The 15,538-nt window shown below is 55.1% G+C and carries 13 protein-coding genes, 1 other RNA gene and 2 pseudogenes; 11 read left to right on the top strand and 5 right to left on the bottom strand.

The genetic code is table 11. The features are described from left to right. Positions 1-120: 120 nt before the first annotated feature. The 9 genes and pseudogenes from ubiG (at position 121) to J8G15_RS00515 (ending at position 8,528) form a co-directional block, all read left to right on the top strand. Entirely contained in the window at positions 121-843 is a 723-nt protein-coding gene (gene ubiG, locus J8G15_RS00555) for a bifunctional 2-polyprenyl-6-hydroxyphenol methylase/3-demethylubiquinol 3-O-methyltransferase UbiG (RefSeq protein ID WP_210545209.1), read from the top strand. Further along, positions 840-1,517, top strand: coding sequence for an HAD-IA family hydrolase (locus J8G15_RS00550; RefSeq protein WP_370627461.1), 678 nt, complete (start codon positions 840-842; stop codon positions 1,515-1,517). Before ubiG ends, J8G15_RS00550 begins: the two co-directional genes overlap by 4 nt. 18 nt (positions 1,518-1,535) lie before the next feature. Beyond that, positions 1,536-1,922, top strand: a transfer-messenger RNA (tmRNA) gene (gene ssrA / locus J8G15_RS00545). 180 nt (positions 1,923-2,102) lie between these two features. Beyond that, positions 2,103-2,453, top strand: a complete 351-nt coding sequence (locus J8G15_RS21960) for an Arm DNA-binding domain-containing protein (RefSeq protein WP_370627460.1) — start codon at positions 2,103-2,105, stop codon at positions 2,451-2,453. A gap of 67 nt (positions 2,454-2,520) precedes the next feature. Then, a complete protein-coding gene (locus tag J8G15_RS00540; protein ID WP_370627459.1) occupies positions 2,521-3,339 on the top strand; it encodes a tyrosine-type recombinase/integrase in 819 nt (272 codons plus the stop codon). A gap of 100 nt (positions 3,340-3,439) precedes the next feature. Further along, on the top strand, positions 3,440-3,817 hold the full coding sequence (locus J8G15_RS00535) for a hypothetical protein (RefSeq protein WP_210545207.1): 378 nt from the start codon (positions 3,440-3,442) through the stop codon (positions 3,815-3,817). An 89-nt stretch (positions 3,818-3,906) separates the two neighbouring features. Then, on the top strand, positions 3,907-4,170 hold the full coding sequence (locus J8G15_RS00530; protein WP_210545205.1) for an AlpA family transcriptional regulator: 264 nt from the start codon (positions 3,907-3,909) through the stop codon (positions 4,168-4,170). Positions 4,171-4,477: 307 nt separating this feature from the next. Next, positions 4,478-7,024, top strand: a pseudogene (locus J8G15_RS21330) (DUF3987 domain-containing protein). A gap of 314 nt (positions 7,025-7,338) precedes the next feature. Beyond that, positions 7,339-8,528, top strand: a protein-coding gene (locus J8G15_RS00515) for an IS3 family transposase (RefSeq protein ID WP_210542005.1) whose coding sequence is annotated in 2 segments (ribosomal slippage) — positions 7,339-7,597 and positions 7,597-8,528 — 1,191 coding nt in all. Because the reading frame shifts where the segments join, the coding sequence is not laid out codon by codon here. Positions 8,529-8,674: 146 nt separating this feature from the next. On the opposite strand, the pseudogene J8G15_RS00510 reads toward J8G15_RS00515, so the two are convergent. The 3 genes and pseudogenes from J8G15_RS00510 to J8G15_RS00500 all read right to left on the bottom strand — a co-directional run bounded on the left by J8G15_RS00510 (position 8,675) and on the right by J8G15_RS00500 (position 11,592). Continuing rightward, a pseudogene (locus J8G15_RS00510) lies at positions 8,675-9,614 on the bottom strand (IS481 family transposase). Between the two features lie 680 nt (positions 9,615-10,294). Next, a complete protein-coding gene (locus J8G15_RS00505) occupies positions 10,295-10,834 on the bottom strand; it encodes a cysteine dioxygenase family protein (RefSeq protein ID WP_210545199.1) in 540 nt (179 codons plus the stop codon). Positions 10,835-10,938: 104 nt separating this feature from the next. Next, positions 10,939-11,592, bottom strand: a complete 654-nt coding sequence (locus J8G15_RS00500; RefSeq protein ID WP_210545197.1) for a peroxiredoxin — start codon at positions 11,590-11,592, stop codon at positions 10,939-10,941. An 87-nt stretch (positions 11,593-11,679) separates the two neighbouring features. Between J8G15_RS00500 and J8G15_RS00495 the strand changes: the two genes are divergently transcribed. Beyond that, positions 11,680-11,934 carry a CDGSH iron-sulfur domain-containing protein gene (locus J8G15_RS00495; RefSeq protein ID WP_370627458.1) on the top strand — a complete coding sequence of 85 codons (255 nt, stop codon included), beginning with the start codon at positions 11,680-11,682 and terminating at the stop codon, positions 11,932-11,934. 764 nt (positions 11,935-12,698) lie between these two features. Here J8G15_RS00495 and J8G15_RS21325 read toward each other — a convergent pair. After that, entirely contained in the window at positions 12,699-12,863 is a 165-nt protein-coding gene (locus tag J8G15_RS21325; protein ID WP_240538400.1) for a hypothetical protein, read from the bottom strand. A 352-nt stretch (positions 12,864-13,215) separates the two neighbouring features. Between J8G15_RS21325 and J8G15_RS21955 the strand changes: the two genes are divergently transcribed. Beyond that, on the top strand, positions 13,216-13,371 hold the full coding sequence (locus J8G15_RS21955; protein WP_370627560.1) for a PEP-CTERM sorting domain-containing protein: 156 nt from the start codon (positions 13,216-13,218) through the stop codon (positions 13,369-13,371). A gap of 881 nt (positions 13,372-14,252) precedes the next feature. Here the strand turns inward: J8G15_RS21955 and J8G15_RS00485 are convergent. Next, positions 14,253-14,996, bottom strand: a complete 744-nt coding sequence (locus J8G15_RS00485) for a DNA/RNA non-specific endonuclease (protein ID WP_210545194.1) — start codon at positions 14,994-14,996, stop codon at positions 14,253-14,255. Positions 14,997-15,538: the final 542 nt, after the last annotated feature.

Here is a 15,538-nt window from a genome sequence, read left to right as displayed (position 1 = left end):
TGCGTGCAGGCCTGAAGAAGACCTCCTTAAAAAGCCCCGCAACCGCGGGGCTTTTTCTATTTCTGCCTCCGAAAATGCACCAATCCTGTTTGAGCGACGCATTTTTCGGATAATCACCCAATGACTTCAAAATTGAACGCTGATCCAGCCGAGTTGGCAAAATTCTCTGATTTGGCCCATCGCTGGTGGGATAAAGAGGGGGAATTCAAGCCGCTGCATCAGATCAACCCTCTCCGGCTCGACTGGATCCGCCAGACAACGCAACTGAACGGAAAGGTAGTCCTTGACGTTGGGTGTGGTGGCGGAATTCTGGCGGACTCTATGGCGCACACTGGCGCCAGCGTAACGGGAATTGACCTGGCAGCAAAAGCACTCAGAGTGGCCCAGTTGCATGCGCTCGAAGCTCAAACCCCCACCATTCAGTATCAGAAAATCAGTGTGGAGGCGTTGGCTGAGCAACAACCCGAGAGCTTTGATGTTGTGACTTGCATGGAAATGCTGGAACATGTTCCCGACCCATCATCGGTTGTTCACGCCTGTGCAGCATTGGTAAAGCCAGGCGGTTGGGTCTTTTTTTCAACATTGAACCGAAGCGCGAAGTCATTTTTGTTCGCCGTTCTAGGAGCGGAGTATGTGCTAAACCTGCTGCCCAAAGGTACTCACGAATATGCCAAAATGATTCGCCCAAGCGAGCTCGCGGCCTACTGCCGCTCAGCCGGGCTAGATCTAAGAGACGCTAAAGGAATGGAGCACAACCCCATCACCCAGCGCTATTGGCTTAGTGCGGACACGAGTGTCAACTATTTGATTGCAACCCAAAAGCCAATGGACTCGGAAAAATGAGCACCGAAAATCCCATATTTGGCGATGTAAAAGCCGTTCTATTTGACTTGGACGGCACCCTCATTGACAGCGCGCCGGATTTGGCCGCAGCCGTCGACAAAATGCGCATTGATCGAGGCCTCCCATCGATGCCACTTGATCACTATCGCCCCATGGCTGGTGCAGGTGCCCGTGGAATGATCGGTCTCGCGTTCGCGATTGGCCCCGATCATTTGGATTTTCCCGCGCTAAGAGAGGAATTTTTTATAAATTATGCCAACTGTATGACCCAATCCACCTACGCCTTTGAAGGCGTAGTTGAGCTGATTTCGAGCTTGCAGGTACAAGGATTGCCATGGGGCGTTGTCACCAACAAATCCTCACGATTCTCAGAGCCGTTAACCGCAGCGATGCCACTGTTCAATTCCGCAAAAACAATCATTTGTGGCGACACAACACCTTACGCCAAGCCCCATCCTGAGCCACTTCTGGAGGCGGCTCGCCGCATGAGGATAGACCCAGCGCAGTGCATGTATGTTGGAGACGATGAGCGGGACATCGTCGCAGGGCTGGCGGCGGGTATGTCGACTGTGGCCGCGACCTATGGATATTTGGGGAAATCTAACGATCCGAGCCTATGGGGAGCGCACGCCGTCATAAATTCGCCCATGGGCCTGTTGCAATTGCTGAAGTAGGCCTAAAATAGGTTGCTTGGGGCTGCACTGGTTTCGACGTGGGTTCGGACGCGGTGTGGTGCATGTCGAGCTGAATGCGCTCGTAAATCAGATTCAAAAAAACTAACTGCAAACGACGAACGTTTCGCACTCGCTGCTTAATTGCCAGTGAGCTTTACAACAGCAGGCCGATGGGCTGGGCAAGGGGTTTTTAACGTAAGTTGACGACTCCCGGCTGTAAAGATAATTACATCGGCTGGTTCTGAGTTGGGTACCTTAACTCGGGGCAAGACAATAGGGTGCTGGCGTCCTTTATAGCGTGTGGCTGCGCGATACAGGTGGCAAGACTTAAATCAGACCACTAAACATGTAGATCTGCCCGAACAAGGCTTGCGGACGGGGGTTCAAATCCCCCCAGCTCCACCATACCGCATGACAAAGGCCTCCAAGTAGCGATACTCGGAGGCCTTTTTCATTGGTAAATCAATATGTTATGCGATAGCAGGGACCAGCGTGGACTATTGACAGCCAAACTAAAAGCGGGGAACAAACCGGGGTAAGCAGCAATTTTTTCAATTGTTCCCCGCTTTCACTGGAGAAACCCTGATGCTGACCGATGCCCAATGCCGCCATGCTGTATGCCCCTCAGACAAAAACCGGGCGCGGTTTACCGATGCGGGGGGCTTGTACCTGGAAGTTAGCCCGGCAGGTTCAAAGCGTTGGTTTTGGAAAACCTACTTTGACGGCAAAGAGGGCCGCATGGCTTTTGGCAGTTACCCGGATGTTTCCCTGACAGCGGCAAGAAAAGCCCGTGACGCGGCCAAGCTACAAGTCCAATGGCACCGACCCAGTGCAAGCCCGCAAATTGGAAAAACTAAAGACTACACGCACTGGTGGCGACACATTCAAGGCTGTAGCCTTGGAGTGGTACGCCAAACAGGCACCTCAATGGAGTGAAAGCCACGCAGAACGATCATTGCGGCAATTGGAACGTGACCTGTTCCCATGGATCGGCGACAGGCCCATGACCGACATTCACGCCTTGGATCTACTGTCAGCACTGCAAAAAGTGGAGGAACGTGGCGCGATTGAAACGGCAGATCGGGTATTGATGCTGGCGCGGCAGGTTTGGGACTACTGGCTACCCACGGCGGTAGTGCAGCAACGCAACATCACCGAAGGGCTTAAAGGCAGGTTGACACCCTACCGGGGTAAGAACTTTGCAGCCATCCTTGATCCGGCCCGCATGGGCGGTTTGATGCGTGCTATCAAGGGCTACAAAGGTGGGTTGATAGTGCGCACCGCTTTGCAGCTAACCCCATTGCTATACCAACGACCCGGCAACCTGCGCATGATGAAATGGGCAGAGCTGGATTTAGACGCGGCACTGTGGACGATCCCCAGCATGAAAATGAAACGCACCAAGCTGGAAAAGGAACAAGGCGAAGCCCACATCGTGCCGTTACCCACGCAGGCGGTGGCCTTGCTCCGCAACATCCAACCACTGACAGGTCACGGTGTTTATGTGTTCCCCGGTGAGCGCAGCCATGACCGGCCGGTGTCTGACAACTCTGTACGCAGTGCGCTCTATGCGCTGGGTTTTGGTAAAGAACAATCGTGGCACGGGTTCCGGGCAAGCGCACGCACGATGTTGGTGGATGAGCTGAATATTGACTGGCAGGTTATCGAGGCGAATCTAGCCCACGCCACGAAGGACGCAAACGGCACCAGTTATAACCGAACCAAGTACATCAAACAGCGGTTTGTAATGATCCAGCAATGGGCCGATTATTTGGGCAAGCTGGCAGCGGGCGCTGACGTGATTCAGCTAAAGACGACATAATTTTTTAAAGGTATGCCCCGCTCTCGGCTGAACCCCAATGGCGAACTCAAAACCAAACTCACTCGTCGCTCTTCTTAATCGAGGTTAAGGAAGGAAACGCATGGCAAAAAGCGCAAAGACTGGCCGCAGGGCCTCTAAGGAAGACCGTGCACGCGCGGCGGGCTTGGTTACCTCCTACTTTCGTGGGCTATCCAGTCTTGATGGTCGCCATTGCATTAATCCCGAGGATGGACCGGAATTTCAGGTGTTCGATTACGGGACTGACGTTGAGACACTTTTAGTCGCATTGCAAAGCTTCGCTGAACATGGAACGTTTGCCTTGATGAGTGACATTGAACCGTTTTTGATGCGGCTCGAGATGAACGAGCTACGGTCTGCCGGAACGACGTATGAAGATGCCGTTGCCAAACTTGCGGTAAAGCACAACATGTCCGATAGCACTGCAGGCCTCAGAGTAAAACGCAATGTCAAAACGTGACACCGATTGACGGTGACTGATTAAGGTGATTTTGCAAAAATTCCCCCAATCGCTAGCAACCGCTAGCGAGAAACATAAAGGGGTAAGCAATGTTAATTTTGAGACTTCCAGACGTTAAGCGGGTATTGGGGCACCGGGCGGACGCAAGCGTTTACAACGCAATCCGCGCCGGGTTATTCACTACTGGGGTGGCCATCGGACAGCGTGCAAAAGGCTGGCCCGACTATGAGGCGCAAGCAATTGCAACTGCGCGGGTGGCAGGTAAAACTGATGCGGATATCCGCGAGCTGGTGACAGCACTCCACGCGAAGCGCACCGAACTTCTGAGCACGGAGAAAGGGGCGCAGCTATGAGCCACACCACCATTGAAAAGCCCTCGGTGCTTGCGACACCGAAGGCTTTGATACCGACACTTGCGATTTGAATTCTGCCACGTCACTTACACCAGAGCAAGCGTTTCTGGAAGCAATTGAAGCGGCTGGCCTGACACCCCCATACGAGATTATTGCTGATGGCGAGATACATCGATTCAGTTCTAACGGCAAGGTTGACGATGATGCAGGCTGGCATGTGCTGCACCTCAACGGTTTGGCAGCAGGTGTATTTGGTTGCTGGCGCGAAGGCAATAAATGGAACTGGTGCAGCAAGTTCACCAGCGCGATGACGCAGGCAGAGCTTGTTGCCCACCGGGACCGGGTGCAGTCCCTGAAAGCACTGCGCGATAGTGAACAGGCGCAGCGCAATGCATCGGCGGCTGTGCTGGCAGCCAATTCGTTTGATGCGGCGACCCCCTGCATCAGCCACCCGTATCTGACCACCAAGGGTGTGCAGCCCTATGACATCCGACAATCGGGTGCCCGATTGCTTATTCCTTTATACGACTCGACCGGCGTACTGCATAGCCTGCAAACCATCACCCCGGATGGCGACAAGCGGTTTTTAACTGGCGGTAAAGTAAAGGGGTGCTTTCACTGCTTATCTGGACCAGCAGGTGTGCTGCTGATTTGTGAGGGGTATGCAACTGGTGCGAGCCTACATGAGGCAACGGGTTACGCGGTAGCCGTAGCCTTTAATGCGGGCAATCTGGAACAGGTGGCGCTGGACTTACGCGCCCAGTATCCCGACGTGAAAATTGTCATCGCCGCCGACGATGACGATCATACAAAAGGTAACCCCGGTATGACCAAGGCTAGGGTTGCTGCAGCTTCGGTTGGTGGCTATCTGGCCGTACCTGACTTTGGAGCCAACCGGCCAGCGAAGGCAACCGACTTCAACGACCTGCACCAGCATTCTGGGCTGGATGCAGTCAAGCGGTGTATTGATGATGCACTCAGTTCTGTGCCCGCTATCGCAGGTAATGCCATGCTCACCAGACAATTTGTTGTACCAATCGGTATGCCAAACGCAGCTTCATTGAGCGAAGACGTGCAGCGCTTGCGTGCTGCCGTTGCTGCTATTCCAGCGACTGCCTGTCTGGCAAAACACTCTGCCGAGCAAGTCATCGGCATGGCCTTTCGCCATGTATCCAGCGGCATTGATGAGGCTCACGGGCGCGCATTGTGTGTCGAATGGGATGCTAGGACGGGCGGCACGGCAGTAGCGGTATTTGATACAAGCGATCCGACCTATTCGGCAAGTAAGCCACTGGGGCTGCTCAGTGTGTATGCGTTGGCGCAGATGCATGGTTGGTCGGATTCAGAGCCGTGGTCAGCCCCGACACCACTGCCTGATGCGTTGCCCCCTGTGATGGCCTTTACCGAAGACCTCTTACCCGCAGCTGTGCGGCCCTGGGTGATGGATATTGCCCACCGAATGCAATGTCCGGCAGACTTCCCAACGGTGACAGCGTTAGTGGCAATGTCCAGCCTCATTGGTGCACGTGCCGTGGTGCAACCCAAAGCCCAGGACAACTGGCAGGTTGTGCCCAACTTATGGGGCGTGGTTGTGGGCAGGCCCGGCGTGAAGAAGTCTCCGGCGCTGAGTGAATCCTTGAAACCCTTGAACAAGCTACAGGAAGCAGCGTCTGAGGCGTGGAAAATTGCAAACGCGGCATGGTAACTTGATTGCAAAGTGGCCGCCATGCAGGGCGACGACAACGAGCGGAAAGCCAAAAGCCTTGCAGTCAAAGACCCTGTGGCGGCGCGTGCTTTGCTGGCGCCTGTGGTCACCGCGGCTGAACCGTTGGCTCGGCGCTATATCGTGAACGATGCCACGGTGGAAAAGCTTGGTGAGTTAATGCAGCAAAACCCTTGGGGCACTTTATCCTATCGGGACGAGCTTTACGGACTGCTCACTGGGCTGGACAAACCGGGGCAGGAAGGCGCACGGGCATTCATGTTGCAAAGTTATGACGGCAATCAGGATTACACCTTTGATCGGATCGGACGCGGCACCGTACATATTCCCCGCGTTTGTCTGGCAATGATTGGCGACATTCAACCGGGTCGCATTCAGGAGTGTGTGCGCGGCGCGGTTGCGGGGGGGAGCGCAGATGATGGTTTGTTGCAGCGATTTGGTCTGGCTGTGTGGCCTGACATAGCAAGCGCATTCATCCACGTTGACCAAAGCCCCGACACTGCAGCAAAGCAAGCCGCCTTCGCAGTGTTTGATCGCCTGGCCGAACTACAACCGGCAAACGAGACTGAGCCAGCTGTCTGGCGCTTTAACGATGCAGCGCAAGCTTTGTTTGTGGAGTGGCTGGTTCCCTTTGAAGTCGAGCTTCGCGGGGATCTGCTGCACCCGGCCATGGTTTCGCACCTGGCCAAATACCGCAAGCTGATACCAGCGCTAGCGCTTGTATTTGCCTTGATTGACACACCTGACAGCGGTTGCGTGATCCATGAAGCCGAACTGATCCGGGCACTGGCCATGGGTGACTACCTGCGCAGCCATGCAAGCCGCCTCTACGCGGCGGCGACGACCCCAGAGACCAAGGGAGCTGAAACCCTGCTTTCAAAGATCAAGGCGGGAAGATTGACCGACCGCGACAGCGTGTTAGGCAGCAGTTTCACTGCTCGGCAAGTGGCGGTGAAAAATTGGTCCGGCTTGGGTTCGCCAGCTGATGTCCGAAAGGCCGCCGAGTTGCTTGTGGACTATGACTATTTGCGCCGGGAAACAGTGCCAACGGGTGTGACGGGTGGTAGGCCCAGCGAGCGCTACGCCATCAACCCGGCAGTGCTGAAAGACGTTGTAATGAGTGCTGCCTAGCGCAGCTGATAAATCAGCAATGCCCCAGGTGGGGGCTATGAAACCTACAAAACCCCATAAGCTACCTCAGCATGGGGTTTTGTAGGTTGTGTTGCCTGCACCCTGGCACCAGCAGGAAATATTATTGTGAGTGCTTAGGTTTGGGTGAATTTTAGAAAATGGGTGCGACCGCAGTACCAAAGGCGCAGAGGTAGAAATCCAAAACACACCCCCATCCATCCCCACCAACGATTCCAACTCATGCCCCCCACTGACCTTGCCCTCGAAAAACGTATCTCTTGCTGAGTGTGTAAATTCACGCAAGGAGAACGGAAATGACGAAGACAGCAAGAGCGCGCTACACGCTCGAATTCAAGCAAGAAGCAGTTCGACTGGTCGAAGGTGGCCAGAGCATTGCAGCCGCGGCACGCACGCTGGGAGTGGTCGACCAGACGTTGTTCAATTGGGTCAAGGCGCAGCGCCAGGGCCAGCTCAAGGGAGCTGACAGCAAGGTATTGGTCAGCGCCGAGCAGATGGAGATCAGCCGGTTGCGGGCCGAGCTGGCGCGTGTGAAGATGGAGCGCGACATTCTGGGAAAAGCGACGGCGTACTTCGCAAAGGGATCGATTTGAAGTACGCCTTCATCCAGCGCCACCGCAGCACATGGCCGATCTCGGTACAGTGCCGCGTACTGGGGGTGAGCATCGCCGGGTACCACGAACACTTTGTGCGACTGGCCAGTCCGGCCCAGCTCCGCCACCTGAGCGATGACGCCTTGCTGGTGCACATCAAGGCCATCCATGCCGAGACGCGAGGCGGCTACGGCTGGCCACGCACCTGGAAGGAGCTGCTTGCCCGTGGCATCCGTGTGGGCAAAGAGCGCGTGCAAAAGCTCATGCAGTTGCACGGCATCCGTGCCAAGGGAAAGCGGCGCTTCAAGGTCACCACCGATAGCAATCACGATCTAGCGATCTCACCCAACCTGCTCAACCGGGAGTTCGATGTGGCAGCACCCGACAAGGTCTGGGTGGGTGACATCACGTACATCGCCACGGACGAAGGCTGGTTGTTTCTGGCCGTGGTGATTGACCTGTTCAGCCGCCAAGTAGTGGGCTGGTCGTTACGAGAGGAAATGACGCGGGACATCGTCATTGATGCGCTGCGCATGGCATGGTTCAAGCGGCATCCGGGCAAGCAGGCTGGCCTGATGTTCCATAGCGACCGCGGCAGTCAGTACGCCAGCAAGGACTTCCGGGAAGTGCTCAAGGAGTACGACATCACCAGTTCAATGAGCCGGCGCGGCAACTGTTGGGACAACGCCTGCAGCGAGACGCTGTTTGGATCATTGAAGGTGGAACGGTTATACGGACAGAAGTTCAAGACTCAGCGGGAGGCAAAGGATGAAACGATTGCTTGGATGCTTTGGTATAACCGGACTCGACTGCATTCGACACTGGCCTACGTCAGCCCGGTGCGGTTCGAGCAAAACTGGCTTGCTAATCAGCCCAAGCAAGCCAACTCATGATCTCGGTTATGGGATACGGATTCCAGGGGCAAGGTCAGTACACATTTCAGACTTCTATTAGAAGTATTGGTACTTGTCGGACGATATGCTAATCGTCACATATTACCAATTCTTAGCGATATACAGCCGATAAGGTAACTGTGTGGCTAATTGTCAAGTCCCGCCTGTTCATAAACTCGCTTGACAAACAAATCAGGTTTTTCTGCGCGCCATTTCTGCAAAGCTTGAATAGGTTCTTGGTGCTTCAAAGCCCGCTGCGGGATATGGTGGTTGTAGGTCTTTAAATAGAGCGTCAGAGTCGCCTCCAGCTCAGCCGCTGATGCGCCCATTGAAGCGCTCCACCATGCCATTGGTTTGCGGATGGCGTGGGGGCGACAGGCGATGCACGATACCCATCTCGGCACAGCTGATGTCGAACGTATGCTTGCCCGTGGCTTGTTTGCTCTTGGCTGTAAAACGGTCGGTAAATTGACTTCCGTTGTCAGTCAGAATCTTTTGAATTCTCATGGGCGAGACTTTTCTCAACCGGCACAAAAAATCGGTACTGCTGACGTCAGTCTGGTCGTTGTAAATGTGGAAATAGACCCACCGTGTCGCTCGATCAATGGCCACAAAGAGGTAGCGCCTCTTCGTCTCATCAGGCATCTGCGGCAGGTACTTGATGTCAATGTGTATGAATCCAGGCTCGTAGTCCTTGAAGGTTTTCAGTGGCGCAGGCTCCCCCTCAACTTGTGGCAGCAGGCCTTTCAGATCGGAGACGCCATGGCGGCGCAAACAACGGTCCAAGCCTGAGCGTGAAACAGCGGCATTGATGAACTCGCGGGTGATCGCCAGCAGGTCGTCCAGGGGCAGTAGAACTGTGCGCCGAAGCTCGACAACAAGTTGCTCCTGCGCTGGACTGAGCGTCGTCTTCAACGTACGCGGGCGGTGGGAGCGATCCTCTGAATCTTCGCGCTCTTTCCACTTGCGAGCGGTGGCGGGCGTGATGTTGTATCGGTCGGCCAGCGCACTGGCACCAGCGGGCGAGGTCCTTATCTCAGCGCGTGTGCGAGGGGTGGTTCGGGCGCAGGGATGGACTTGACTCATGACGTCTTCTCTCCTTGTAAGGACGCAATCACGCCCCGCATCAACTGGCGAGCTTTGAATAAGGGCCAGCTGCGGACGGGAACATGATCTCACGGGACGCGACAGCTAATCTGGATTTATGGGCCAATATTCATATTCCAAAAATCCTATCCGACATTCAATTTTAATAACTGGATCGAAGCAAAGTCACTGACTCCAGAAGACACAAAGCGGTAATAGAGATTCTCGAACTGATCGCCTTATAGCGGTCACAGATGTCTGGGTTGGTCAATTCACCTCGTGACTGCAATCATCCATGCGACAGCCGCTTTCGCATTAGCCAGAGCACCCTCATAAGTTGCAAAAACCTGATGAGAGTGACGATGCAGCGGAAACCATCCATTAAGGTCTTCGGGATCTCGGCGTGTCGGCGTGTCGACGCCGATTCAATATTGACCACCGGGGACGCAGACAATAACTTGGACGACTGTAAGTCCAGATGCGCAGATTCGATATAGCCAGTGCCCGGCCTGCGCATCGATCCGAGGGTTATCACTGAGCAGGATCGGGGCGGAGCGGAAATCGCCGGGCGGCGTCGCAGGCCCTGGGGAGCCAATGGCCGATCGATCGTCCTGCACGCGCGCGTGCCAGTGCCATCGCGGCGCGACGGTGCGTCGCGGAGCGCGCCGGACGCAGCGCTACTAGATGCCGGCGCCTTCGAGGAACAGTTCGATCGGGTCCATGAACGTCTCCACATGGGCGTCCGTCAGGGAGAACCGCTTCATTTGCAGCAGCGGCGGCGAATAGATGTGCAGCGTGACCAGGTCGTGTCCCGCAGGCTGCAGGTTCGAGATCTGGTGCGCATCGGCGTCGAAGGATCCGAGCACGCTGCCGACCCCGTGGTCGGTGCTGGCTGTCGCGAACACATGCCCGTGCCCGGTCTGGGCAAACGCCGTCTCGGTGGCGATGCCACCCAGCACCTGCACCGCGCAGCTCGAGCCGCTGTGGTCGTGTATCGGGCTGCGCTGGCCGGGTCGCCAGCAAATGACCAGCGCGTGGTAGGCGGGTCCTTCGTGCAGCAGGTTCCTGCGGTACGTCTTGTCGCCAAAGGCGACGACCCGCTGAAAGTCCTCGCTGACAAGGTCGGTGTTGCCCAGCTCCGCCTGCAGCTCGGCGAGCGGGATCGCGGCGTCGCGCGCATCGAGCCTGGCAAACAGTGCCTTGAGACTTTGTTTCTTCACGGTACCCCACAATAGGACGCGATGGACCGATGGATGGATCCATCGGTCGAATGAATAACAGCTGTACTGAGCCAGACGCCAACGGTGCGGCGTCGTGGGCCGTGTCAGCCGGGCGACTTCGTGGTGCGCAGATACGGCAACTTGACGTCGATGCTGCCGTACTTCTGGCGTGCCTGGTCATCGTTCAGGGACATCGCCACGATCACGTCCTGTCCGACGGTCCAGTTTGCCGGAGTGGCGATCGGCGCGTTGAAGGTCAGTTGCAACGCATCGAGTGCGCGCAACACCTCGGCGAAGTTGCGACCGATCGTCATCGGGTAGGTCATGGACAACTTCAGCTTCTTGTCCGGCCCGATGATGAACACCGCGCGCACCGTGGCGCTGTCGGCCGGAGTGCGGCCGTCCGGCAGGTAGGCCTCTGCCGGCAACATGTCGAAGGCCTTGGAAACGGCCAGGCCGATGTCGGCGATGATCGGGAAGGCCGCCTTCGCGCCGGAAAAACGCTCGATGTCGCCTTTCCATTTCCTGTGCTCCTCGACTCCATCGACCGACACGCCGATCACCTTGGTGCCGCGTTTGGCCCATTCTTCTGCCATCTGGGCGACGGCGCCGAATTCGGTCGTGCACACGGGCGTGAAGTCCTTGGGGTGCGAGAACAGGATCGCCCAGCTGTCGCCGATCCAGTCGTGGAACTGGATCGGGCCCTGGTCGGTCTCGGCCTTGAAATCGGGGACCGTGTCGTTGATGCGTAATGTCATGTAGTACCTTTCAAATAGGAACACACAGTATCGTGTCATGCAATCGCCATGACAAGAAAAATGTTTAGACAAATATAAAATTCACCGGTGCGCGCCTCAGACACCCCATTTGCAACCAAAGTGGAGCAAGGCAAAGACTATTATTGGTGCGCCTGCGGGTTGAGCAAGAGCCAGCCATTCTGCGATGGATCGCACAAGGTGGCGAGTTCACTCCGGTTAAATATAGTGCAACAGAAAGCAAGGACGTTTATTTTTTCGGTTGCCAAGCATCCGCCAGTAAACCTCACTGTGACGGAAGCCACAAGAAATAAACATCAAATTGCAGACGGCGCTACCTTATAGCAGTCTGTTGGCAGCGCCCGCAATCGCTGCGCTGCCGACGGACACCGCCGAAAACTGATCGTCACCCTCGAATGACCGGTTCCGAGTTTTGATGCCCGGAAAGTGTTGAAATTGAACCCCCGACGGCAATGACCGGTTGTGGGAAATCGGCTCAACCCAACGCCTCGCCCCGACCATCCGGTTACGCGGCATATCCGACTTACAAAAGTGCCGCGTGAAAGACCGGAATGTGTCTACTGGAGCCCGTCGAGTGAAAACGGGGCCAATTTTAGGCGGCTGACTTCAACAGACACATAGCCGACTTCCACTGGAACCGCATGAAAATCGCCGCAAAGTCGAAAGCTGACCTTGGATTTCGCCGTAACCGGCCGTTCGTCGCGGATACCAGAAACTCGGAACCAGTCATCCAGCGACGAAAATCAGTTTTCCCGTTTGGTGGTCGGCAGCGCAGCGGTTGCGATCATAAGTATTTTGAATGTGAACGGCTCCAACGGGCTGGAAACGGGTGCAGCGATTTTGACTCTGCCAGCTTTAGTCCAGTCATTTGCGTTCTGGGGACGACGGGCCGCTTTGTGGTGGACGCTATATCGAAGCGAGCACCTGCCATGGGCTGACTACCGACTTTTGTAAGGGCTTCGTTGCGGCAACCTCAAGCGGCTTACTACTTCGTTACTCACTATCTGAAGTTGGCGCACCTCAAATAGTGTCGAGAATTTTTACAGTAACAAAACTGATAATTTGTAAGTTATTGATACAAATCACTTTTATTTCTTGGCACGAATTTTGCTTTTAAACCGAGTCTGAATGGCAGCGTATTCATCAATTTTATAACTTTTACAAATGAAATCATTTACATCCATCTCGTCACTTCTTAGCCATGCAGCACTTGCCACTCTATTAGTGACTTGTGCCGCGGCAGCTTCGGCCATGCCATTAGGCCAAACTTGGACCGCCACTGCCTCAGGAGACAACCCCTATGGGGACGCTGCTACATCCACCGCGACGGTGGGTTCTAATAACCTTTCATATAGCTATGTGTCGCCGGGATATAGAGGCGTCCCAATTCAGACCTACACATTCACGACAACTGCTGCCAGCACAGGTACATTGGCGCTGAATTTGATGTGGAATTCATACGCAAACTGGTTTAGGGCCTTCACGAGTTTGGTCATAACTGACTTCTCAACGGGTTATTCTACTGAAATTGGTGGGAATACTGGGGGGTCTAATCAGACAATCGCTACGTCGATAAACTTGACGGAGGGCGATCAGTGGGGATTCGTGGCTACAGCGTCAAACTTTGATAGTACAGGTAGTGTTGGTGGAACACTGACTTTTACATCGGTTCCTGAGCCGGAAAGCCTCGCACTCGTTGGTATCGCACTGGTCGGATTGGTCGCAACTAAGCGCCGTCGCAATAAACAAGCTGCAATCTAATGCTGCTTGTTTAAAACTAAAGCGCCCAAGTCGGGCGCTTTTTTGTTTTCCGCAGCCAGCACCTTCGTTTTTCAAAACGCCCCACCGTTTTCTGATCTCTGAAGCCCACGCGGTGGTACTCGACACCACCTCGCGTATTGAAAGCAGCAAAGCAGAAAAAGCCCGAATCAGTGTTTGTGGCGTCGGCAACGGTTTCAAAAGTCAATGTCGTCGAGTTATTTATAGACGGATCTGGCGGCGACATTGACAAGCAGATATCCACTCTCGCACATGTACGGGTACTTCGGGCTCATACGTCTGACGGTGAGGGGGCTTGAACTGACGTGGGCGAAGGAGTGAAGTCTTGTCCGAAAGCCGGATGCGGGAAATCTGCACGTCCGGTTTGAAGTGGGGGATGTGGAAACGGGGGTTGCAGACTTGGGCAACAAAAGGCACCGGCTCGTAGCTACGAGTCGGCCAACGGAAATGCTTCATGATGGAATCTACCCTGCCATATCTCTACTCTACGCAGATTTGAAGTTTACCAACGACTTCTAAGTGGCTATACGTTGGAGTTCCAGAATGCTGCCATTCGCCAGTACCCGCAAACGCTGCAAAGCGGCTGTAGAAATCGTTCTCAAGCGAGCGTTCACTCAACTTGGCGCGGAACGCTATTGGTTCTCGACAGATCGGCAGAAATTTCACCTGATCCCGCCCATCGCGAAGTGTGATTATTGGCCACTCACCTTGGTTGATCACACTCTTTTGGAATGCCCGATGACAGGGTTACCAGGGTGCGTCCCATGCTGGCGCTCAAATTCTTCGGACGTCCTGGATCCAGAGTTAATCAGCGAATTATCAAGGGGCGGCGATGAGGGAAATCAGTGGCACGTTACGGACAATCATTCAAGCGGCACAAGCCCCGGCAAGAAATTGACGCCAGTGCGTTTGACCAACTCACCGTAACTGATCGGCCGCGATCCACGTGTCGCATCGTCATTGAGGTGCCAGTGTGCCCAGGCCCGGTTGGTGTCCTGGTCACACAGCAGCTTAAATAGGTATTTGGGCACCCGCACCTGACCCGCCCCAATACCTGCGCTTTCCTTAATGCTTGGCGAGTAAGCAGGGCCGGTGATGACATACACATCCCCCGTGGCACGTCCTGCGTATTTGCGGGTTGCCGCTTCCACTGATTTGGCCCACGCGCCGCCGTTGTGCTTCTGCGCCTGGGGCACCATATTGGCGAGGCTAAAACTTTGTGCCATGGCTCTGGCCGTGGGCATGTCTGCCGCAGGAGCCATGTGACCTCTTGACCAGCCGCTGCCCTTGTAATCCGATAGGTTCGCCCGCTCCGCTGACCTCAGCCGGGCATCTGAGAAAAACTTATCTTTGCGCTTCTCATCAGCGTCCGCTACGGATGCCCGGTTGAGCTTCTGAGCCACGTAGACAGCGGTTTTTCTTTCTCCTGAGTGAAGAATCGCAAAGGCGTCGTAACACAGGGCTCTGAGCATCGGGCGGGGCGTCATGATGGGTGGCTTGTTGTTCGCAAAGAACTGGGGGCATTCGGCAAAGTCGGTGGCTGCCTGGCTGTGCGTGGTGAAGATGAAGGCCAGTGCCGCCAGGACAGATCGGGAAACAGGGAGCATCCAGTTAGGTCTCAGTAAATGGGCGCAAGTAGACCACGTCGGCAGAGGCATATTTGGCTGGTTGAGCCCTGACCGGAACTCAAAGTCACTTAGCATGAAATGCGAATCCAGTGCTACCCACTGCAACTTGCTTTGCACTGGTTGAAATTCGGGTTTTTGAACTTTTCTTCCTCTGTGTCCGCTATCAATACCAAGTTTCATCACCGAAATGACTGCACTACCCCCCCCCGTGATCACGGGTTGGTAACGTGACGGAAACCACCATCAGCAGCACACCATTGATCTATCCCACCAACTAGCCTTGCAGCACATGGCAGGGCCAGCATTACTCGTATGGCTTTGGCACTTACGCTCACTTGAACTGATCCACCGGAGTTGGTGTCGGTGATGTGTCTTTGCTCATCATGGCTAAGGGCGTCAAATGCCGCACCCTCGGCCATTTTCGATTGTGTTGGCCTCTGCACGGCATCAAGGGTTCGCTTCGCCGTGCTGCCTATGGCAGGCCCGCCCTTGACCCCGTTCCGAGGTCGTTGGCACGTTCG

Source organism: Rhodoferax sp. PAMC 29310, assembly GCF_017948265.1.
Taxonomy (GTDB): Bacteria; Pseudomonadota; Gammaproteobacteria; order Burkholderiales; family Burkholderiaceae_C; genus Rhodoferax.
This window is presented reverse-complemented; position numbering and strand designations above follow the sequence as displayed.